Origin of the sequence: Rhodanobacter sp. Col0626 (assembly GCF_049994385.1) — a bacterium.
Lineage (GTDB): Bacteria > Pseudomonadota > Gammaproteobacteria > Xanthomonadales > Rhodanobacteraceae > Rhodanobacter.
The window spans coordinates 330821-351554 of the sequence record NZ_CP188260.1; the positions used below are offsets into that span (position 1 = coordinate 330821).

Below are 20734 nucleotides of genomic sequence, written 5' to 3' on the forward strand. Positions count from 1 at the left end.
TTGCGGCGAGTTTGTGTTCAATGATCTATGTGATGTTTGTTCAATAAATCGGTCGCGTCCGCGACCGATTTGGGGTGGTTGACCATCTCGTAATAGCGCATGCGCTTGTACAACGCGTAGCTGGCCGCGGTCTGCGCGATCAGGAAACCGCGCCAGCCGTCCATGAAGGCGAGCCGGAACACGTAGTCCTTGAGGAACGCCAGCGCATACACGAACGGCGCCTGCCACATCCGCACCGGCTTGCCTTTGTCCAGCCAGTCGCGGCATTTCAGCTCGGCGTAGCGCAATACCTTCAGCTGCTTGTGCGGCAGGGTCGGGTTGTTGACGTGGTTGAACGGCTCGCGCAGCGTGGGTGCGGCGCCATCGAAACGCAGCGATTCGTGTACCCGCGCATCGCTCCACCGCGCGCGTCCGCGGTGGTACAGCCGCGCCATCTGTTCACCGACGGCCGGGCGATACCAGCGCATCGGCCGGCCCATGTAGATCGTGCTGCGGCGCAGGTACGCCGCAGGCACGTCGCTGGCCATCAGTTCGGGCAACCGTTGCTGCAGTTCGGCGGCGAGTTCCGGGCTGAGGTATTCATCCGCATCCAGCACCAGGATCCAGTCGTGGCTGCACTGGCCGGTGGTGAAGTTGCGTTGCGCACCGAAGCCCAGCCAGTCCTGGTGAACCACGCGCGCACCATGCGCCAGCGCGATCGCCACGGTATCGTCGTCGCTGCCGGAGTCGACTACCAGCTTCTCGGCCGCAAACGGCACGCTGTCCAGACAACGCGCGATATTGTCGGCCTCGTTACGGGTGATGACGGCGAGGGTCAGCGGAAGCGTGGGCATGCGCGGATTCTAGCCGAAGCCCGCCGTTTGCCCGAGCGAGGGCCGCTGGCGGTTGCGAGAGGGAATCCTGACCGTTCAGTCAGCTGGATCGCAGCTTTGCCGGCTTGATCCATGACAGAATTGGCATGACGATATCCACTTGCGCTGGTGCCGGCAGCTAATTGTTCGCCGCCCAATTCGACTTTTCGCACTCGACGGCAGCTCATGAAACGCATCCTTGTCACCGGCGGCGCCGGTTTTCTCGGTTCGCATCTTTGCGATCGCCTGCTCGGCGACGGCCATGACGTGCTGTGCGTGGACAACTTCTTCACCGGCAGCAAGCGCAACGTGGCACACCTGCTCACGCATCCGTACTTCGAGCTGATGCGGCACGACGTGACCTTTCCGCTGTACGTGGAGGTGGAGCGCATCTTCAACCTGGCCTGCCCGGCCTCGCCGGTGCATTACCAGCACGATCCGGTGCAGACCACCAAGACCAGCGTGCATGGCGCGATCAACATGCTCGGCCTGGCCAAGCGGGTGAAGGCGCGCATCCTGCAGGCGTCCACCAGCGAGGTCTACGGCGACCCGGAAGTGCATCCGCAGGTCGAGGGTTACTGGGGCAAGGTCAATCCGATCGGTATACGCAGCTGCTATGACGAGGGCAAGCGCTGTGCGGAAACGCTGTTCTTCGACTACTACCGCCAGCACGCGCTGGACATCAAGGTGGTGCGCATCTTCAACACCTATGGCCCGCGCATGCATCCCAACGACGGCCGGGTGGTGAGCAACTTCATCATGCAGGCGCTACGCGGCGAGGATATCTCCATTTATGGCGATGGCAGCCAGACCCGCAGCTTCTGCTACGTCGACGACCTGATCGAGGTCATGGTGCGCATGATGGACTCCGGACGGGACTTCACCGGTCCGGTGAACATCGGCAACCCCGTCGAACACACCATGCTGGAATTGGCCGAGAAGGTGATCACCCTGGTCGGCGGCCGCTCGAAGCTGGTGTACAAGCCGCTGCCGGCCGATGATCCTCGCCAGCGCCAGCCGGATATCGGCGTGGCCCGCGACAAGCTCGGCTGGCAACCGAAGGTGGCGCTGGAGGACGGCTTGAAAGAAACCATTGGCTATTTTCGTCAGCTGCGGCGGGACGGAAACGCGGCATGACCAGTTTTGCGGTCGTCGTCACCAGCTACAACTACCGCGATTTCGTCGGTATGGCGGTGGACAGCGCGCTGGCGCAAACCCGCGCGCCGGCCCAGATCATCGTGGTGGACGACGGTTCCACCGACGGTTCGCCGGACTACCTGCGCGAGCGCTATGGCGATGATCCCCGGGTAACCCTGCTGTGCGGTGAGAACGGCGGCCAGCTGGTCGCGTTCCAGCGTGGCGTGGCCGCTTCCCGGGCTGATGTGATCTGTTTCCTGGACGCCGACGATCGCTGGGAGCCGGACTACCTGGCGCGTATCGGCGAGGTCTACGACACGCGTCGCGACATCGATTTCGTGTTCTCCGACATGCAGCTGTTCGGCGATGAACAACGCTGGTTGGGGTATGCCGATCGTTCGCTGGATCTCGGCTTCACCGTGATCAGCACCTACACATTGATGCACTGGTATGGCGCGCCGACATCGGCATTGTCCATGCGCGCGGTGTGGGCGGAGCGCACGCTGGATCTGCCATTGAGTCTCAGCAGCACTTGGCGGCTGTCGGCCGACAATTGCCTGGTGTATGGCGCCAGCGTGCTGGGTGCGCGCAAGTACTACCTGCGCACCGGCTCGGTGCACTACCGCATCCACGGCAACAACGGCTGGTGGGGCAAGCAGACGCCGAGCAACCAGTATCTCAACCGGTTCCGTTCGCGCTGCCTGATCGAGATCTATGCGCGGGACATCGGCCTGGACGAGCGTTGCGTGGAAAGCGCCAAGCACGAATTCCGTACCAAGCCGGATCCGTCGTGGCGGGAGGCACGGCGTTACGCTTCGCTGGCGCAAATGCGCCGCGGTTCCTGGCTGCGCAATCTGGAACGCGCTTTGTCGATCTTGTGGCCAGTCTTCAAGCGTCGTCACCGGGCGCCCAAAGAACTGCGGGACATGGATTGAACGGGGCTGTCGCGATGCGCATCAGCGTTGCCGTGATCACCTATAACTGGCCCGAGGCGCTGGCGCTGGTGCTGGCCGCGCTGGCGGCGCAGAGCGAGTTGCCGTACGAGGTGATTGTCACCGACGACGGCTCGCAGCCGGGCACACGCGACCTGCTCGAGCGCATCGCGCCGGACTACCCGGTGCGTCTGGTCCATTTGTGGCAGCCCGACGACGGCGCCCGCATGAGCCGGGCACGCAATCGTGCGATCGCTGCCGCCCAGGGCGACTACATCATCCTGCTCGACGGCGACATGGTCGCCGAGCGGCATTTCATCGCCGACCACCGCGCCTTTGCCAGCAACGGCTGCTTCGTGCAGGGTTCACGGGTGCTGACCGACCCCGATCTGACCCGCCGCATGCTCGACGGAGAGCTGGGCATGCCGGGCTTCTTCAGTCGCGGCATCGAACGGCGGCGGCATACCCTGCGCCTGCCCGCACTGGCGCGCTGGTATGCGCGAGCCGGCACGAAACAGCGCGGGATCAAGAGCTGCAACATGGCGTTCTGGCGTGACGATCTGTTGCGTGTGAATGGTTTCAACGAGGCGATGACCGGCTGGGGGCGCGAGGATACCGAGCTGGCGGTGCGCGCCTTCCATGCCGGCCTGTTGCGGCGGGAGTTGCGTTTCAGCGCCTTGGCCACGCATCTTTACCATCGCACCCGCAAGCATGTCGTGGACAACCCCAACGACCGCATCGTGGACGATAGCCGCGCCCGCCGGTTGGTCCGCTGTGAGCTCGGCCTCGACCAGCACCTGGCTGAATTCGCCATGGCGCCGGCGGATCTTCGCGTCGTCGTGAAAGAGCGTCGGGCGACTCAGAGCAACTGACGCAGTGCCGAATCCAATCGCGCGGTGAAGCCGGCATCGTTCGAGGTGAACCACGCGCGCGCCTGTTCGCCGAGCATGTCGCGTTGCTCCGCCGGCATCGCCAGCAAGCGCTCGATGGTGGCTTCCAGCGCCGCCTCGTCGAAACGGTGCAGGGTGATCAGGTTGAACGTGCCGGCTTTGCTGGATTGCACCAGCGCGCCACGCTCCGGGGTGACCAGTTCGTTCATCGGCGGCGCATCGCAGGTGATCACCACCGCCTTGCAACTCATCGCCTCGGCGATGTAGTGACCCCAGCCCTCGGTTTCCGACGGGCACAGGTGGAATACGTGGGTATTCTGCAGTCGACGGATATCGCGCACGTCGCCCAGGTAACCGATCTGGTGGTCGATATTGGCGGGCACCGGTTCGGCCAGGCGAATCGCGGTACGGGCCGACTGCAGCACCGTCAGTTTTGGCCATTCCGGGTGCCGCTGCCACAGGCCGAGCAGGCGCTGCGTTCCCTTCATCCGGCTCGCGCCGGCCAAGTGCAGGAAGGTCGGTTGGCGCGGAATTTCCGACTCGAAACAATCCGTGCTGCGAAAGCCGATATGCAGGGCACGGCAGCCGCGTGCCGTGAACAACTCCACGGCGTAGCGGGTCTTGCACAGGATGCCGTCGAAGCGGCCCAGGTATCTCTGGCTGCGGACCGACAACCATTCCGGGTTCGGTACCAGCAGGTTTACCCGGGCCAGCGCAAACCAGTCCGGTCGCACGTGTTCCAGCGCAATGTTCGCGTCGTACAAAGTGATGCGCCGATCCGCATGGCGCAATCGTCGCCACCACATGCGCAGTCGCAGGCGCCAGGCTTTCCCGCGGCCATCGTGACGGCGCGGTCCAAGCCGCGTCACATCGACCTGGTGACCCAGCGCACGCAGTGCCTCGGACAGCAGCCGGATGTCGTGACTGAGTCCGCGCTGGTTGTCCCACGCAAGAAGGTTGATACGGGCCATGAAAGAGAGTCGATGTCAGCGGATTGAAGCGTTGCGCAACTGTCTGCCGATGCTCACGGCCAGGCCCAACACCAGGAACAGGTACAGCGATTGAGGCATTGCCCGATAAAACACATTGTCGCTGAATGCGCATAGACCGTACATGCCGACCACCATCATCCCGGCGATCGCGGCGGCGGCGATCGGTTCCTGCGGATGGTTGAGATGGCGCCCGAAGAAGCCCAGCGGGACGGCGAACAACAGCAACAGCACCAGCAGGGCGGGCAGGCCGCCAGCGGCCAGGGATTCGAGATATTCGCTGTGCGGATGCACGTATTTGGCAATCGCCGGACTGGCCTGGCCGGTGGCGGCCAGCGCGCGCACGTAGACACCGAACTGGTCCAGCCCGATGCCGGCCAGTGGATGTTCGAGGAACGCCCGCCACGCCGTATGCCACATCTCCAGCCGTTCATGCACGGCGCCGGTGGTGTCATCGGGACCGTAGGACGCCATCTCGGCCGGCACGTCGGCCAACCGATCGACCATTTCCCGGTGCATCGTGGCGGTGATCGTCAGCATGCCGATCACGGTGATGGCGGACAGCGTCAGCATCCTCCGCCAGAGGCGGAAGCGCGCGGCATACCACAGCATCAGCCCGAGGTAGATCGGGGCGAAGGCCAGCAGCGGTCCTCGACTCTGGGTGAGCACCGAGCCATACAGGCCCACCACGACGGCCGTCGCGTGCAGCCAGCGGTCGCCGCGCCGCGTCCCCGGGCGCAGTGCCTCCAGCATGGCCAACAACACCAGGACCAGCAGGAACATCGCGAATTCAATCGCCGCCCAGTCGCCACCGTTCAGACCGTAGGGTCGATCGACCCCCTGCACGTAACGCTGGAACATGCAGACGGCACCGAGCAGGAGGGCCGTGAGGCTGAAGCCGATCGCGATGGCGCGTTGCTTCAGCGGCAAGGCGAACACCGCGGCGATCGCCACGAACAGCAGCGTTTGCGCCGGCAGGTCGATGGTCGACCAGCCAAGCCGGTGTCCGAGGAAGTTGCCGATGTCGTATGCCAATCGCAGCAGGCAGACCGCCACCACCGACCATGCCGCGCGGTAACCGAGCCGGACGTCGGCGCGTGTGCACAGCACCACGATGCCGGTGACGAACAGCAGCACCATCGGCAGCGTCTTGATGCGCGAGGACACCGCGAAACACAACGGCATGACCGCCAGCAGCAGGGAGACTGTCCAGATTTTCCATGGAGCTGGATTTGCGCGCACGTCGTAAGCCTGTCGAACCAACATGAGATCCCTGTCTGGCAATGCTACCGGGCCAGCGTCGTCGACATGGCTTGCGTGCGGCGCATTGTAACGCAAGGGTTCATTTCAGATGTGCCCCACTGCGCGCGGTTCGATCGCTGCTGCCATGCAACTTCGCTCAGGATTCGTTGTCGGCGTTTTGACCGAGTTCCGTGGTAGCAGGCACGCAACGGGACATTACCGCGTCGGCCCTGAACATCCACCGTTTGGCCAGGCCCGCGCGGGACGACGTCAGGTGATTCGGTCGATCACGAATTCGCCTGGGCGCGCTTTTGCAGCACGGCGTAGTACATCCCGTCCAGGTCGCCGTCGCCAGGCAGGATCTGCCAGCCGACACTGGCGGCCTGTCCTACGGGCAGGGTGAAAGGCATCGCCTGGGCGTCGGCCTGCGCGGCGAGCAGGGCGCCCACGATGGCTTCGTTTTCCGCACGCAACACCGAACAGGTGATGTAGACCAGGCGCCCACCGGGAGCCAGCAGCGGCCACAGCGCGCCCAGAATCCGCTGCTGTTGCTTGTGCATCGCGCCGATGTCGCTTTCGCGCCGATGCAGGCGCACGTCCGGGCGCCTGCGCAGCACGCCGGTAGCCGAACAGGGCGCATCGATCAGGATGCGATCGAACAGCTGGCCCTTCCACCAGCCGGCCGGTGCACCGGCATCGCCGATCGCCATTTTCGCGTTCAGGCGCAGCCGCATCAGGTTCTGACGGATGCGTTCGGCGCGCGAAGCGTCCATTTCCAGCGCGGTCAGATCGATGTCGGCGCGCTCCAGCAAATGACAGGCCTTGCCACCCGGCGCCGCGCACGCATCGAGCACGCGCAGGCCGTCGTCGAGTTCGGCCAGATCGGCTGCCACCTGTGCGGCTCCGTCCTGCACCGCGAACAGGCCGTCCTCGAAGCCGGGCATGCGGGTGATGTCCACACTGTGCGGCAACACCAGCGCGTCGCCCAGCCACGGATGAAGTTCGGCTGCATAGCCGGCGTCTTGCAATTGCGCGAGCAAGGCTTGCCGCTCGCTGCGCTGGCGATTGACACGCAGCATCAACGGCGGTTCGCGATTGTCGGCAGCCATGACCGCGTCGGCCTGTTGCGGCCAGTCGCGTTGCAGCGCGTCGGCGAGCCAGGACGGATGGGCGTGGCGGGTCTGCGGCGCGGCGTCGAGCCGGGCCAGCAAGGTTTCGCGCTCGCGTTGCCAACGTCGCAGCACCGCGTTGACCAGTCCGGCCAGTTGTGGACGCTTGAGCGCGCGCACCGCCTCGACCGTGGCAGCCACCGCCGCGTAATCCTGCAATTGGAGAATTTCCAGCTGCACCAATCCCAGCACCAGCAAGGCATGGACAGCGGGATCCTTGTGGCGCAGCGATTTTTCCAGCAGGCCATCGATGGCGGCGTCGAAACGCAGCCACCAGCGTGCGCCTTCGCTGAGCAAGGCCATCAACAGGGCGCGGTCACGCGGATCGCTCAACCGTGGCGCGTGGCGTTCCATCACGTCGCGCAGCGACGCGCCACGCATGGCGACTTCGGCGAGCCCCCTGGCAGCCAGGGCGCGGGTATCGGGCTTCATGGCAGGCGCCGCAATGCTGGACGGCTGTTGAGGTAATCGATGGCGCCGATGCGCTTGCCGCCGGCGCGCTGCACCGCGGTGACGCGCAGGGCGCCCTTGCCGCAGGCGAGGTCGATGCCGTCGCGACCGGCCGCCAGTACGCTACCCGCCACGGCGTGGTGATCGAGCTCGATGGCGCGGGCGGCCCAGATCCGCAGTGACTCGCCGGCGATCTCGCCTTCGGCAACCGGCCATGGATCGAACGCACGCACCTTCTGCTCGAGTTCGCCAGCCGGGCGGGTGAAATCGAGCTTCGCTTCGGCTTTGTCCAGTTTGTGCGCGTAGGTGACGCCGTCTTCCGGTTGCGAGGCGGCAACCAGCGTTTCGCCGGCCAGCACGCGGCGCAAGCCTTCGGCCAATGCCTCGGCCCCGAGTGCAGACAGCCGGTCGTGCAGCGTACCGCCGGTGTCGTCGCGACTGATCGGCGTACGTCGTTGCAATAACACCGGGCCGGTGTCCAGGCCCGCTTCCATCCGCATCAGGTCGACGCCGCTTTCGGTATCGCCGGCGAGGATCGCGCGCTGGATCGGCGCGGCCCCACGCCAGCGCGGCAGCAGGCTGGCATGCACGTTCCAGCAGCCGAGCCGCGGTATGGCCAGAACCTTGCGCGGCAGGATCAGGCCGTATGCCACCACCACCAGCAAGTCCGGCCGGTACGCAGCCAGCGCCTGTTGCGCCTCGGCGGATTTCAGCGACTCGGGTTGCTCCACCGCGATGCCGGCGGCCAGCGCCGCCTGCTTGACCGGGCTGGGCGTGAGTTTGCGGCCGCGCCCGGCGGGGCGATCGGGCTGGGTATACACGGCCACCACGTCGGCGCCGCTGGCGCGGCACGCTTTGAGGCAGGGAACGGCGAATTCGGGGGTGCCGGCGAAAACCAGCCGCAAGCCGGAGCTATTCAAGCCGTTGCCGCCTGCTTGCGTTGCTTGTCCAGCCGTTTCAACAACAGCGCACGCTTCAGCGACGACAGGTAGTCGACGAACACCTTGCCTTCCAGGTGATCCAACTCGTGCTGGATGCACACCGCCAGCGGGCCTTCGGCCTCGACGATGATCTCCTTGCCGTCGACGTCCTGCGCTTTCACTTTCACCTTCAGTGCGCGGGTGACGTCGGCGTACAGGCCGGGAAACGAGAGGCAGCCTTCCTGGTAGACCTGCGAGCCGCTCTTTTCGAGGATCTGCGCATTGATCAGCGCCAGCGGCTGCTTGCGGTCGTCGCTCATGTCGGCCACCAGCACGCACTGATGCACGTTGACCTGGGTCGCGGCAAGACCGACGCCGTTGGCGGCGTACATGGTCTCGAACAGGTCGGCGACGAACTGCTTCAGCCCTGCGTCAAAGATGCTTACCGGCTCGGCGCGAGTGCGCAGCCGGGGGTCGGGGAATTCGAGTATGGGTAGTACGGACATGGATTTAACCTCGGCGCCGGAACTGCGGGCGATTTGGTAAAAAGCCACCCCCGGTGCGATCTAGAATGTGCCTTATTGTACGTCGGCAACCATCCGAGTGCAGACGATTTTTGCCAACTTGCGCCTGTTGCGTGCATTAACCATTCGGTTACACTCGACCGAGCAAATGGGGAAGGGGGATTCCCACCAATGATCAGAAAGATAATCGTGTTGCTGGCCGGCATGCTGGTCACTGTGGCCGTCTATGCGGCCGGTGCACAGCTGCGGTCCAATCATCCCGACAGCTATACCGTGCGTCGGGGCGACACCCTTTGGGATATCTCCGCGAAGTTCCTGGCCAAGCCGTGGCTGTGGCCGGAAATCTGGCAGGCCAACCCGCAGGTGCGCAATCCGCATCTGATCTATCCGGGCGACGTGCTCAATCTGTCCTTCATCAACGGTCCGCGCCTGCGCCTGCAGCCGAGCGTGCACCGCGAAGGCGATGCGGTGCCAGCGATTCCGCTGTCCGAACTGAAAATGTTCCTCAAGGACATGCGGGTGATGGATTCCAATGCCGTCAGGTCGGCGCCGTACGTGGTCGGCCTGGAGGAATCCCGCCTGCGTGGCGCGGTGGGCCAGAACCTCTACGTGCGGGGCCTGCAGGGCGCGCCCGGTCAGCGCTGGGCGATCGTGCGGCCGACCCATGTATTCCGCGGTTTCAATCAGGATGATCCGGCCGACGCCGATCTGGTTGGCCACGAGCTGGACAGCAACGCCGCGATGGTCAACGCGCCGTGGGACGAGAACTCCCGCCGCGACGGCCACTATGGCAGGGGCGACGACCTGGGCGTTGAAGTGAGCGTGATCGGCACCGCCGAAACTCTGCGCATGGGCGACCCGTCGACCCTGTTGCTGCTCGATTCCACCATGGAAATCCGCAGCGGCGATCGCGTCTTGCCGGTCGATGACACGCCGTACGACGCGTTCTATTACCCGCATCCGCCGAAATCGATACCCGCCCACGCCAAGGTGATCGGTTTTGCCGACGCACTGGATGCTGCCGGTTCGCGCCAGGTGGTCATGCTGTCGGTCGGCGCGAAGGACGGCGTCGACAACGGCCAGACATTCAGTGTCTTCGAGCCGGGCGAGACCATTCATGACGATGTCGCCAGCAACAGCTGGAACCGTGGTGTCGGCAAGACGGTCAAACTGCCCGACGAATACGTCGGCCACGTGATGGTGTTCCGCACCTTCGACCGGGTCAGCTACGGCCTGATCATGGACAGCCTGCGTCCGGTGCACATCGGTGGCCGCCTGACCATGCCCGAATAACGACTGGCAGGAATTCCGCCGGCAACATCGGCGACTGCCTACAGCACGGCGCGGCCACCACCGCGCCGTTTCTGTTTGTGCCGGCTCCGTAAACTGTACACATGGACGATATCGAAGAACTGCGCGCATGGATGATCGTGCTGCGTACGCCGGGCCTGGGCCCGGGTGGACTGCGCGAGCGGCTGACCGCGGCCGGCGGCGCCATCAACGAGGTGCTGGCGCGGCTCAGGCGCCATGGCGCGCCGCCTGGCGAGCTGGCACAGGCCTGGCTGGCACGGCCCGACGAAACGCAACTGGCGGCCGACCTGGCGTGGCTGGCCGAGCCGAACCACCGGTTGCTGCGATGCACCGAGGCGGATTTCCCGCCCCAGCTGGAAAACATCCCGCAGCCGCCGGCGGCGTTGTTTGTGGTGGGCGACGCCGGCCTGTTGCTGTATCCACAGGTGGCGATCGTCGGTGCGCGCGGCGCCAGCGCCGCGGGTCTGGCGCACGCCAGGGCGTTTGCCCGCACCTTGTCGGATGCCGGCTTCACGATCACCAGTGGCATGGCCGACGGCATCGACGGTGCCGCGCACGCCGCGGTGCTGGACGCCGGTGCGGCGACGCTGGCAGTGATGGGCACCGGACCGGACCTGGTCTATCCGCGCAAGCATCATGCGCTGGCCCGCCGGATTGCCGCACAGGGCGCCTTGATCAGCGAGTTTCCGCCAGGCACGAGGGCCCGCGCCGATCACTTTCCGCGCCGAAACCGGATCATCGCCGGGCTGGCGCTGGGTACCCTGGTGATCGAGGCGGGCCTGCGTTCCGGTTCGCTGATCACCGCCCGGCTGGCCGCGGAACAGGGGCGCGAGGTATTCGCGCTGCCAGGTTCCATCCACAATCCGCTGGCACGCGGTTGCCATCGCCTGATTCGCGACGGTGCGCGACTGGTGGAAGGCGCCGCCGAGATTGTCGAGACATTGGCGCCGGCCGCGCGCATGCTTGGCGGCGAACTGGCGACGCGGCTGCAGGCCGGCAACGGTAGCGAAGCCGTCCGACAACCCCTTGCCGCAGGCAACGCGACGGCTTCACGCGGACGCCTCGACAAGTTTGAAGATCCCGAACATCGACAACTATTGGACGAACTTGGTCATGAGCCAGCGACGTTGGACGAACTTGTGCAACGTACCGGGCAGCCCGCTTCGACGCTTTCCTCGAAGCTGCTGATGCTGGAACTGGATGCCAGGGTGGAGAGTTTGCCGGGCAACCGTTACCAACGATTGCCGGATGGCGCGACTGGCGGCTGACCGTGCATCTGGATGGCTAAGGCTTGACAGCCGCGGCCGCGGCGTGGTTTCAACTATATATATGTCCGGCACGGAAGCGCCGGTGGTTCACTTGCGGATATCCAGCTTCATGGCAAAAAACCTGCTCATCGTCGAATCACCGGCCAAGGCCAAGACGATCAACAAATACCTCGGCAAGGACTTCCAGGTCCTCGCCTCCTACGGTCACGTACGCGACCTGAAGCCGAAGGAGGGCGCGGTCGACACCGAGAACGGCTTCACCATGGCGTACGAGGTGATCGAGCGTAACGAGAAACACGTCGACGCGATCGCCAAGGCCGCCAAGCTGGCCGACGACATCTATCTCGCGACCGACTTGGATCGCGAAGGCGAGGCGATCAGCTGGCATATCAGCGAGATCCTCAAAGAGCGTGGCCTGACCAAGGGCAAGCAGATGCACCGGGTGGTGTTCTCCGAGATCACGCCCAAAGCCATCAAGGCCGCGGTAGCCGCGCCGCGGCAGCTCTCGCACGATCTGGTCGACGCGCAGCAGGCGCGTCGCGCGCTGGATTACCTGGTCGGCTTCAACCTGTCGCCGGTACTGTGGCGCAAGGTGCAGCGCGGCCTGTCCGCCGGCCGCGTGCAATCGCCGGCGTTGCGCATGATCGTCGAGCGCGAGGAAGAGATCGAGGCGTTCAAGGCACGCGAATACTGGACCATCGAAGCCCAGCTCAAGCATGCCGATGGCGATTTCAGTGCGCGCCTGAGCAAACTCAACGGCAAGAAATTCGAGCAGTTCGACCTCACCAACGAGGCCGATGCGCAGGCCGCCCGCGACGCGCTGAAGCAGGCCGCACGTGGCCGCCTCACCGTCAGCGACGTTGGTTCGAAGGAGCGCAAGCGCCGCCCGGCCGCGCCGTTCACCACCTCCACCCTGCAGCAGGAGGCCGCGCGCAAGCTCGGCTTCACCACCAGCCGCACGATGAAGGTGGCGCAAGGCCTGTACGAGGGCGTGGCGCTGGGTGACGAAGGCAACGTCGGCCTGATCACCTACATGCGTACCGACTCGACCATGCTCGGCGACGACGCCATGGCCGAACTGCGCCAGCTGATCGCCCGCGACTTCGGCACCAAGGCGCTGCCGGATACGCCGCAGGTCTACAAGACCAAGTCGAAGAACGCGCAGGAAGCGCATGAGGCGATCCGTCCGACTTCGGCGATGTACACGCCGAAATCCGTGGCCGGCTATCTCAATGACGACCAGCGCAAGCTGTACGAACTGATCTGGAAGCGCACGGTCGCCTGCCAGATGATTCATGCCACGCTGAACACCGTGTCGGTGGAATTCGCGTTGCCCGAGGTCGCCGGTGGCGATGCCTCGTTCCGCGCCAGCGGCACCACCGTGATCGACCCCGGTTTCCTGGCCGTCTACGAAGAAGGCAGCGATCAGAAAAAGGCCGACGACGACGATGAAGGCCGTCGGCTGCCGCGACTGGAAAAGGGCGAGGCGGTGCCGCTGCACGAGATCGCCGCCGACCAGCATTTCACCGAACCACCGCCGCGCTACTCCGAGGCGAGCCTGGTCAAGGCGCTGGAAGAACACGGCATCGGCCGTCCGTCGACCTACGCCAGCATCATCCAGGTGCTGCAGAACCGCGAGTACGTGTTCCTGGACAGCCGCCGCTTCAAGCCCAGCGACGTCGGTCGCGCGGTCAGCAAATTCCTCACCCAGCATTTCACCCAGTACGTCGATTACGACTTCACGGCGAAGATGGAAGACGAACTCGACGCGGTCAGCCGCGGCGAGGAAGCCTGGGTACCGCTGATGGAACGCTTCTGGCTGCCGTTCAAACAACAGGTGGACGAGAAAACCGAGTCGGTCGATCGCAGCGAGGCCACCGGCGCGCGCGAGCTGGGCACGGATCCGAAAACCGGCAAGCCGGTGTCGGTGCGACTGGGCCGGTTCGGGCCGTACGCCGCGATCGGCACCAAGGACGATGAGGAAAAACCCACCTTCGCGTCCTTGCGCCCGGGCCAGAGCATGCACACGCTCACCCTGGCCGAGGCGCTGGAGCTGTTCAAGCTTCCGCGCCAGCTCGGCCAGGCCGAAAACGGCGACGAGGTGATGGTCGGTGTCGGCCGCTTCGGCCCGTTCGTGAAGCAGGGTGGCACTTACGCCTCGCTCAAGCCCGAGGACGATCCGTACACGATCGAGCTGCCGCGCGCGCTGCAGATCGTGGCCGAGAAACTGGAGATGCTGGCGAACCGGCTGATCCTGGATTTCGGCAATGGCGTGCAGGTGCTGAATGGCCGCTACGGCGCGTACATCACCGATGGCGAAAAAAACGCACGCATCCCGAAGGAGCAGGAGCCGAAGGAGCTGACCGAGAAGCAGTGCCTCGAACTGCTGGCGGCCGCACCCGCACGCAAGCCGGGCCGATTCGGCAAGAAGGGCGCGACCAAGAAGGCTGCCGCGAAAAAGGCGGCGCCGGCGAAGAAGGCGGCAGCAAAGAAAACCGCGACGAAGAAAACCGCCGCCAAGAAGGCGCCAGCCAAGAAGACCGCCGCGAAGAAAACCGCCACCAAAAAGGCCGGCGCGAAGAAGAGCGCCGAGGTCTGAGTGCTGCAGCGCTTTAGCCTCGACGAACTCCCCGCTGCCGCCCGTCTGTTGCACGACGGCGGGGTAGTGGCCTATCCCACCGAGGCCGTGTATGGCCTCGGTTGCGATCCGCATGATCAGCGCGCATTCCAGCGGCTGTTCGCCCTGAAGCAGCGTCCGGCGACCCAGGGTGCGCTGCTGATTGCCGCGGATTTCGCCCAGGTCGAGCGTTACATCGAACGGGCTGCCGTACCGGATGAGGTGTTCCGGCAGGTGCAGGCGAGCTGGCCCGGTCCGCACACCTGGATCTTCCCGCGCTCCGCCGAGGTTCCGTCGTGGGTGGCGGGCGCGCATGCCGGCATCGCACTGCGGATCACCGCACACGAACCGGCGGCTGCGCTGTGCCGCGCTTTCGGCGGCGCGCTGGTGTCGACCAGTGCCAACCCGCATGGCCAGCCGCCGGCGCGTACGGCGCGTACGGTGGCGGACTATTTTGGGCACGCGGCGCTGGATGGTCTGCTGGACGCACCGCTGGGCGACCAGACCCGCCCCACGATGATCCGCGACGCATTGTCGGGAGCTATCATCCGTGCCTGAGCGCCCGGGGAGCGCGTGGGCGAGGGGTCGCCCAACGATGTCCTGCACCGCCACGGAACGGCCGTTGCCGCTGTTCACGCTACCGTTCATCGATCGGCGCGATGCTGGTTCCGCGGCATGACGAACTGAAATCAGGGAGATTCCGCTTGGCCATTGTTTACGACACCTATCAGCGCGAGGCGCCGCAACGACTGCCGTTGCTTGGCGGGGCCGACCCCACGCGAGTGGTGGCCTGGCGCCATGGCGAGGCCGTGAGCGCGGCGCGTTTTCTCGCCCAGGTGCAGGTGGTGGCGGCCGGTCTGCCTGCCGCGGCAGCGGCGGTGAACCTGTGTGAGGACCGCTACGCATTCCTGGTGGCGTTCTGCGCCATCGTGCTGCGTGGCCAGACCAATTTGTTGCCATCTTCGCGGGCACCGCAGGCGGTCGACGAAGTGATGGCGGCACACCCTGGTTGTTACGCCGTGGGCGAGCAGGCGCTCGATCCGGCCCCGCCCGGCTACCGTCAGCTGCCGGTGCTGGACGATATCCCGCCGACACCCGCCGACCTCGCGTGGCCGTTGATCCCGGCCGAGCAGGTGGTGGCGATCGGCTACACCTCCGGTTCCACCGGCACGCCCAGCGCCAACGTGAAGACCTGGGGCAACTTCCACGCCAGCAACGCCGGCAACCTGGCGATGCTGCACGGAGCCGTGGGATCGCGTTTCGAGGTTGTCGCCACGGTGCCGCCGCAGCACATGTACGGCATCGAGATGTCGGTGCTGCTGCCACTGCTGGGCGAGGTTGGCGTGCACACCGGCCGGCCGTTCTTTCCCGCCGACGTCGCCGCCGCGCTGGCCGAGTTGCCGGTGCCGCGGGTGTTGGTGACCACGCCGGTGCATTTGCGTGCCCTGGTCGATTCGGGCATCGCACTGCCGCCCATTGCCGCAATGTTGTCGGCTACCGCGCCACTGCCGGTCGAGCTGGCGCGGGCCGCCGAACAGCGTTTTGATGCGCCGCTGCTGGAGGTGTTCGGTTCCACCGAAACCTGCGTGTTCGCCAGCCGCCGGCCCACCGCGGACGAGGACTGGGCGCTGTATGACGGGGTCGATCTGCATCCGCAGCCGGACGGCACCGCGATCGGCGCACCCCAACTGGACACGCCGGTGACCCTGGCCGACATCGTCAGCCTCTCCCACGGCGGCCGCCGTTTCCGCCTGCGCGGTCGACATGCCGACATGCTGGAGATCGCCGGCAAGCGTGCCTCGCTGGGTGACCTCAGTCGCCGCCTGCTGGCCATTCCCGGCGTGCAGGACGGCGTGGTGTTCCAGCTTGGCGACGGCGATGCGCTGGGCGTGCACCGGATCGCCGCGCTGGCAGTGGCGCCGGGACTGGACGAGCACACCATCCTCGATGCGCTGCGCCGCGCGATCGATCCGCTGTTCCTGCCGCGCCCGCTGAAACTGGTGCGCGCCCTGCCGCGCAATGAAACCGGCAAGCTGCCGCGCGCGGCGTTGCTGGAACTGCTGCACGCCCACGACTGATCGCCAGCGGGGTTTCACGAGCACTCCAGCTACAATGCGCGCCTGCGCCACGTGGCGCATGATGATTTTCGGAGTGCGGGCATGAAGGTTCTGGTCATCGGCAGCGGCGGGCGCGAACACGCGCTGGCGTGGAAGCTAGGTCAATCGCCGCAGGTCGACGAAGTGATCGTGGCGCCGGGCAATGCCGGCACCGCGCGCGAACCGGACGTGCGCAATGCCGACGTGGCGATGAACGACATCGACGGCCTGCTGTTGCTGGCGAAGCGCGAGAAGGTCGGGCTGACCGTGGTCGGCCCCGAGGTGCCACTGGTGGCCGGCGTGGTCGACCGTTTTCGTGCCGCCGGCCTGCGCATCTTCGGGCCGCGCGCTGTCGCTGCGCAGTTGGAGGGCTCCAAGGCGTTCGCCAAGGATTTCCTGCAGCGACACAACATCCCCACCGCGCACTACGCGGTTTTCACCGAATTGAACCCGGCGCTGGCCTACGTACGCCAGCATGGCGCGCCGATCGTGATCAAGGCCGATGGGCTCGCCGCCGGCAAGGGCGTGGTGGTGGCGCTGACCCTCGCCGATGCCGAACTGGCGCTGCACGACATGCTTGGCGCGCACAGTTTCGGCGATGCCTCGGCACGGGTGGTGATCGAGGAGTTCCTCGACGGCGAGGAAGCCAGCTACATCGTGATGAGCGACGGCAGCCACGCGCTGCCGATGGCCTCCAGCCAGGATCACAAGCGCCGTGACGAGGGCGACCTCGGCCCGAACACCGGCGGCATGGGCGCGTACTCGCCGGCGCCGGTGGTCACCCCCGAGGTCGAGCAGCGCATCCTCAAGGAAGTGATCGAGCCGACCCTGCGCGGCATGGCGGCCGAGGGCGCGCCGTTCATCGGGTTCCTCTACGCCGGGCTGATGATCGACAAGGCGGGCCAGCCGAAGGTGATCGAGTTCAACGTGCGCTTCGGCGATCCGGAAACCCAGCCGATCATGCTGCGACTGAAGTCCGACCTGGTCGAGCTGATCAACGCCGCGCTGGATGGCCGTCTGGAACAGACCAGGGCCCGTTGGGATGCCCGACCGGCGATCGGCGTGGTGATGGCCGCTGGCGGCTATCCGGGCCGGGTTCGCAGTGGCGACGTGATCGACGGCCTGGACGCTCCGGTGGCCGCCGATGTGAAGGTGTTCCATGCCGGTACGCGCATCGACGGTGCGCATGCCGTCACCGCCGGTGGCCGTGTGCTGACCGTGTGTGCGCTGGGCGACGACCTCGCCGCGGCGCGCGAGCAGGCCTACGCCGCGATCGGCAAGATCCGGTACGACGGTGCGTTCTGCCGTCGTGACATCGCCCACCTGGCATTGCAGCGCCGGTGACCTTGCCGGGCGCTGGCGCGCCGGGATGTCCGATCGTGTGAGGGAATTCACGTACGTCGGCGCATGGTGAGTCGTCGATGGCTTGACTTTTCCGGGCCAACATTTTTGGGCTATGCTTGGAACTTCCCCCGCGTAGAGTCGTGTGGCGCCAAGGCGTCTGATCGGCCTCGTGCTTGTTTTAACGTAGAAGAGGTTTTCCCATGCGCAAGACGGTTTTGTCGCTGATGTCAGTTGCAGCGCTGGCTCTGGTTGGTTGCAACGCTCCCAATCCGTCCCAGCAGGCGGGCTCCGTTGCACCCGCGTCCGCGGATACCGCCGGCGCACCCGGCAAGGCTCCCAACGAAGTGAGCGGCACGATTTCGTTGCGTGGCCCGGTGCAGCCGTCGGCGACCGCCACGCTGGTGCTGAACCTGGTCGATGTGTCGTCCACCGCCGTGGGCAGCGCACCGCTGGCCAGCAAGACCGCGCCGGCCGGCTCGTTCCCGCAGCCGTTCAGCCTGACCTTCAACCCGGCCGAAGTGAAAGTCGGCGACTTGTACGTGGTGCAGGCGCTCCTGACCGACGGCGACCGACACTACACGATGCCGATGCAGGCACCGGTGCTTGCCAAGGGCGGCAAGAACGACGGCGTGGCGATCGAGCTGGTGGCCGAGCAGACCCCGGGCGAGAAGGTGCTGGCGGATTTCAACGCCGAAAAAGCCCAGCTCGGCGGCATGAAGGTCAGCCATGGCACCAAGCTGGAATCGAATGTGTCGCGCGGCTGGCAGCTGTTCCGCCAGGCGGGCCAGATCGAGTTCATCCGTGAGCTGGTTGATCGTGGCGACAAGGGCTTCACCAGCACCGATTACGCCTACAAGGACGGCAAGCCGTGGGCGATCGTGCAGGATACCAAGTCCAGCCGTGACGCCAAGCCGAGTGCGACCGATCGCGCCGGCTGGAGCGCCGACGGTGCATTGGTGCTGAAGCAGCACCAGGTCGGCAGCGACGTGCAGCCGCTCGACGCCGACGCGGCGGACAAGCTGAAGAAGCAGGCCATGGATATCCTGGGCGTGGCAACCGGCGGCAAGAACAAGTAAGCCGTCCAGACGTCCGGACACAAAAAAAGCCGCCGGTGCACCCGGCGGCTTTTTTGTGGTCGATCGTTGGGGCTCAGAACATGATCCTGAAGCCCATGTTGAAGTTGTTGTACTTCTGGCTGGTGTCGCTGAAGCGATTGTTGTAGCCGATCCAGCTGGTCACGGTCGGTGTGAGCTGGGCGGACAGGCCCACGTCGAGCGAGCCCCAGGCCTTGTCCGGCATGAAGCCCGCGATCGCGAACGAGCCGCTCTGGCTGTTCAGGCCGGCGGTGACCAGGCGCTCGTTGTCGGCCTTGTTGTCCCGGTTCCAGGCCAGCTCGGCGTATGGCGCCATGACCAGGTTGGCGACCTGCCACTGTCCCTGCAGGCGCCAGCCGAGCGTACCGACCAGGGCCTGGCGGTGTTGCTTGCCGAACCACATCGCGGTGGCATCGCTGCCGTTTTCCCGATAACCGTCGACCTTGATGTCCTGCCAGTCCACGCGCGCGAACGGGCCGGTCTTGATATTGGTGTCCAGGTCGAACCACCAGCCGCCATGCACGCCGATGCCCCGATGCGAGCCGTCGGTGTTGCCGGCTTCGCTGGTGCGGGAGGCGCCTACCTGGAACATGCGTTCGATGTTGTTGAAGTCGAGCTGGCCGTAGCTGCCGTAGCCTCCGATGTAACCGCCGCCGGCGTGGTAGGTCACATAACCGAGCGCGGAGTAGTCGGTAAAGTGATAGCCGCCACCGCCGTACATGTGTGCGGTATTGCGCGCGACACCGAGTGCGACGCCGGCCGACACATGGTCGTTCGCCTGCATGTCGAAACCCAGCGTGAGGTTGGCGTCGTCGCTGTTGACCGATGGCGAGCTCGCAGTGCGATCGAAACGCTGCTGGGCGTAATCGATGTTGACGAAGGCCCGGGTGCCGCTGCCGAGGCTGTCCTTCACCATCTGGTTGTTCAGGGTGCGGTCGTAGGCCGTGGTGGCCGACAGCGGCGCTTCGCCGAGCAGCGAGATCTGCTGGGGTGCGGCGATCTCGGACAGGACGACCTGCGCGAGCATGGCGTGCGCGGCGGTGGTCGGATGCACGCCGTCGGCGAACAGATAGCTCGATGCCGCATCCGGTGCGGCCAGCGTACCGGTCGTGCAGTCGATCGAGCTGGACGTGGTGCAGGCACGGTCGGTGACATTGCTGAAGCCGTAGCGACCGGGATCGGCAATGACCTGGTTCAGCAGCGCGTACGTGTTCACCGGGATGATGCCCACGCCCAGGTTGGCGATGCCCTGGTCGAGCGTGCTGTTGTAGAGCGAACCCAGCTGGCCGGCGATGGTGGCCAGCGGAGTGCCGTGAACCGATGGCGTGTTGGACACGTCAGGCAGGTTGTACACCACGATGTAACGGGCGCCACCCTGCTGCAGCGCTTTCAGCGCACCCACTTCGGCGTTGGCGGCGTTCACCATCTGCGTCTGCAGGTTCTGGCTGACGTCGATGTTCAGAATGTCGTTGGCGCCGATCCACATGGTGTAGAGCGCATGGCTGTCGGCCCTGCCGCCGTTGCCGGCGAGATAGTTGTTGACCTGGGTGCTTGCCGAAACGATCGGGCCCAGATCCTTGGCTGACTGCGCGCCACCCCATGCGTAGTCGGTGCCACCGCTGGTGGAGGGTTCCAGCGTGAAACCGTAGTGGTTGGCGACCACCTCCGAGGCGACCAGCCCCGGGTTGGTGGTGAAGCGCATGCGTGGGCCATCCGGAGTCAGCGACGAGAGATTGCCGTTGTCGCTGAGGCTGTCGCCGAACACCACGATATTGTCGAACGGCGACCGGTCAGCCGCCTGCGCGGTGGAAGCCAGAAGCATGGCGGCGGCGATCGCCGTGACCAGATGACGTGTGCGAAGCATGGGCGACTCCCTGACGAGGCAGCCCGCGAAGGGGCT

Annotated in this window: 17 protein-coding genes; 10 read left to right on the plus strand and 7 right to left on the minus strand. The window is 65.6% G+C overall.

Features of this window, described 5'->3' with window-relative positions; translation table 11 throughout:
* Positions 1-17: 17 nt before the first annotated feature.
* On the minus strand, positions 18-833 hold the full coding sequence (locus tag ACPPVV_RS01310) for a glycosyltransferase family 2 protein (protein WP_426701682.1): 816 nt from the start codon (positions 831-833) through the stop codon (positions 18-20).
* Positions 834-1037: 204 nt separating this feature from the next.
* Between ACPPVV_RS01310 and ACPPVV_RS01315 the strand changes: the two genes are divergently transcribed.
* The 3 genes from ACPPVV_RS01315 to ACPPVV_RS01325 are packed head-to-tail and all read left to right on the plus strand — an operon-like array spanning position 1038 to position 3792.
* Positions 1038-1988 (plus strand): UDP-glucuronic acid decarboxylase family protein, encoded by a 951-nt coding sequence (locus ACPPVV_RS01315; RefSeq protein ID WP_426701683.1) that lies wholly within the window; start codon positions 1038-1040, stop codon positions 1986-1988.
* Positions 1985-2923 carry a glycosyltransferase family 2 protein gene (locus tag ACPPVV_RS01320; RefSeq protein WP_426701684.1) on the plus strand — a complete coding sequence of 313 codons (939 nt, stop codon included), beginning with the start codon at positions 1985-1987 and terminating at the stop codon, positions 2921-2923. Before ACPPVV_RS01315 ends, ACPPVV_RS01320 begins: the two co-directional genes overlap by 4 nt.
* 14 nt (positions 2924-2937) lie before the next feature.
* Complete coding sequence (locus ACPPVV_RS01325; RefSeq protein ID WP_426701685.1) at positions 2938-3792, plus strand: glycosyltransferase; 855 nt, start codon at positions 2938-2940, stop codon at positions 3790-3792.
* On the opposite strand, the gene ACPPVV_RS01330 is transcribed toward ACPPVV_RS01325, so the two are convergent.
* The 5 genes from ACPPVV_RS01330 to def all read right to left on the minus strand — a co-directional run bounded on the left by ACPPVV_RS01330 (position 3780) and on the right by def (position 9086).
* Positions 3780-4781, minus strand: a complete 1002-nt coding sequence (locus ACPPVV_RS01330) for a glycosyltransferase (protein ID WP_426701686.1) — start codon at positions 4779-4781, stop codon at positions 3780-3782. The two genes, ACPPVV_RS01325 and ACPPVV_RS01330, sit on opposite strands and share 13 nt — an antisense overlap.
* A 15-nt stretch (positions 4782-4796) precedes the next feature.
* On the minus strand, positions 4797-6065 hold the full coding sequence (locus ACPPVV_RS01335) for an O-antigen ligase family protein (protein WP_426701687.1): 1269 nt from the start codon (positions 6063-6065) through the stop codon (positions 4797-4799).
* Positions 6066-6328: 263 nt separating this feature from the next.
* Positions 6329-7642 (minus strand): 16S rRNA (cytosine(967)-C(5))-methyltransferase RsmB, encoded by a 1314-nt coding sequence (gene rsmB / locus ACPPVV_RS01340; protein WP_426701688.1) that lies wholly within the window; start codon positions 7640-7642, stop codon positions 6329-6331.
* Positions 7639-8580, minus strand: a complete 942-nt coding sequence (gene fmt, locus ACPPVV_RS01345) for a methionyl-tRNA formyltransferase (RefSeq protein ID WP_426701689.1) — start codon at positions 8578-8580, stop codon at positions 7639-7641. Before fmt ends, rsmB begins: the two co-directional genes overlap by 4 nt.
* Positions 8577-9086, minus strand: coding sequence for a peptide deformylase (def, locus tag ACPPVV_RS01350; protein WP_426701690.1), 510 nt, complete (start codon positions 9084-9086; stop codon positions 8577-8579). Before def ends, fmt begins: the two co-directional genes overlap by 4 nt.
* Positions 9087-9275: 189 nt before the next feature.
* Between def and ACPPVV_RS01355 the strand changes: the two genes are divergently transcribed.
* From ACPPVV_RS01355 to ACPPVV_RS01385, 7 genes are all read left to right on the plus strand, one after another.
* Positions 9276-10397 carry a LysM peptidoglycan-binding domain-containing protein gene (locus tag ACPPVV_RS01355; protein WP_426701691.1) on the plus strand — a complete coding sequence of 374 codons (1122 nt, stop codon included), beginning with the start codon at positions 9276-9278 and terminating at the stop codon, positions 10395-10397.
* Between the two features lie 101 nt (positions 10398-10498).
* On the plus strand, positions 10499-11683 hold the full coding sequence (gene dprA, locus ACPPVV_RS01360) for a DNA-processing protein DprA (protein WP_426701692.1): 1185 nt from the start codon (positions 10499-10501) through the stop codon (positions 11681-11683).
* 109 nt (positions 11684-11792) lie between these two features.
* Positions 11793-14282 (plus strand): DNA topoisomerase I, encoded by a 2490-nt coding sequence (locus ACPPVV_RS01365; RefSeq protein WP_426701693.1) that lies wholly within the window; start codon positions 11793-11795, stop codon positions 14280-14282.
* Positions 14283-14858 (plus strand): L-threonylcarbamoyladenylate synthase, encoded by a 576-nt coding sequence (locus ACPPVV_RS01370; RefSeq protein WP_426701694.1) that lies wholly within the window; start codon positions 14283-14285, stop codon positions 14856-14858.
* Between the two features lie 146 nt (positions 14859-15004).
* Positions 15005-16378 (plus strand): AMP-binding protein, encoded by a 1374-nt coding sequence (locus ACPPVV_RS01375; protein WP_426701695.1) that lies wholly within the window; start codon positions 15005-15007, stop codon positions 16376-16378.
* 81 nt (positions 16379-16459) lie between these two features.
* Positions 16460-17740 (plus strand): phosphoribosylamine--glycine ligase, encoded by a 1281-nt coding sequence (purD, locus tag ACPPVV_RS01380; RefSeq protein WP_426701696.1) that lies wholly within the window; start codon positions 16460-16462, stop codon positions 17738-17740.
* A 200-nt stretch (positions 17741-17940) separates the two neighbouring features.
* On the plus strand, positions 17941-18816 hold the full coding sequence (locus ACPPVV_RS01385; protein WP_426701697.1) for a YbaY family lipoprotein: 876 nt from the start codon (positions 17941-17943) through the stop codon (positions 18814-18816).
* Between the two features lie 73 nt (positions 18817-18889).
* Here the strand turns inward: ACPPVV_RS01385 and ACPPVV_RS01390 are convergent, their stop codons facing one another.
* On the minus strand, positions 18890-20698 hold the full coding sequence (locus tag ACPPVV_RS01390) for an autotransporter domain-containing protein (RefSeq protein ID WP_426701698.1): 1809 nt from the start codon (positions 20696-20698) through the stop codon (positions 18890-18892).
* Positions 20699-20734: the final 36 nt, after the last annotated feature.

Excerpts from the sequence above, each read along its gene's own strand:
- ACPPVV_RS01310 (WP_426701682.1), bottom strand. The coding sequence starts at position 833 with ATGCCCACGCTTCCGCTGACCCTCGCCGTCATCACCCGTAACGAGGCC.
- ACPPVV_RS01315 (WP_426701683.1), top strand. The coding sequence starts at position 1,038 with ATGAAACGCATCCTTGTCACCGGCGGCGCCGGTTTTCTCGGTTCGCAT.
- ACPPVV_RS01320 (WP_426701684.1), top strand. The coding sequence starts at position 1,985 with ATGACCAGTTTTGCGGTCGTCGTCACCAGCTACAACTACCGCGATTTC.
- ACPPVV_RS01325 (WP_426701685.1), top strand. The coding sequence starts at position 2,938 with ATGCGCATCAGCGTTGCCGTGATCACCTATAACTGGCCCGAGGCGCTG.
- ACPPVV_RS01330 (WP_426701686.1), bottom strand. The coding sequence starts at position 4,781 with ATGGCCCGTATCAACCTTCTTGCGTGGGACAACCAGCGCGGACTCAGT.
- ACPPVV_RS01335 (WP_426701687.1), bottom strand. The coding sequence starts at position 6,065 with ATGTTGGTTCGACAGGCTTACGACGTGCGCGCAAATCCAGCTCCATGG.
- rsmB (WP_426701688.1), bottom strand. The coding sequence starts at position 7,642 with ATGAAGCCCGATACCCGCGCCCTGGCTGCCAGGGGGCTCGCCGAAGTC.
- def (WP_426701690.1), bottom strand. The coding sequence starts at position 9,086 with ATGTCCGTACTACCCATACTCGAATTCCCCGACCCCCGGCTGCGCACT.
- ACPPVV_RS01355 (WP_426701691.1), top strand. The coding sequence starts at position 9,276 with ATGATCAGAAAGATAATCGTGTTGCTGGCCGGCATGCTGGTCACTGTG.
- dprA (WP_426701692.1), top strand. The coding sequence starts at position 10,499 with ATGGACGATATCGAAGAACTGCGCGCATGGATGATCGTGCTGCGTACG.
- ACPPVV_RS01365 (WP_426701693.1), top strand. The coding sequence starts at position 11,793 with ATGGCAAAAAACCTGCTCATCGTCGAATCACCGGCCAAGGCCAAGACG.
- purD (WP_426701696.1), top strand. The coding sequence starts at position 16,460 with ATGAAGGTTCTGGTCATCGGCAGCGGCGGGCGCGAACACGCGCTGGCG.
- ACPPVV_RS01385 (WP_426701697.1), top strand. The coding sequence starts at position 17,941 with ATGCGCAAGACGGTTTTGTCGCTGATGTCAGTTGCAGCGCTGGCTCTG.
- ACPPVV_RS01390 (WP_426701698.1), bottom strand. The coding sequence starts at position 20,698 with ATGCTTCGCACACGTCATCTGGTCACGGCGATCGCCGCCGCCATGCTT.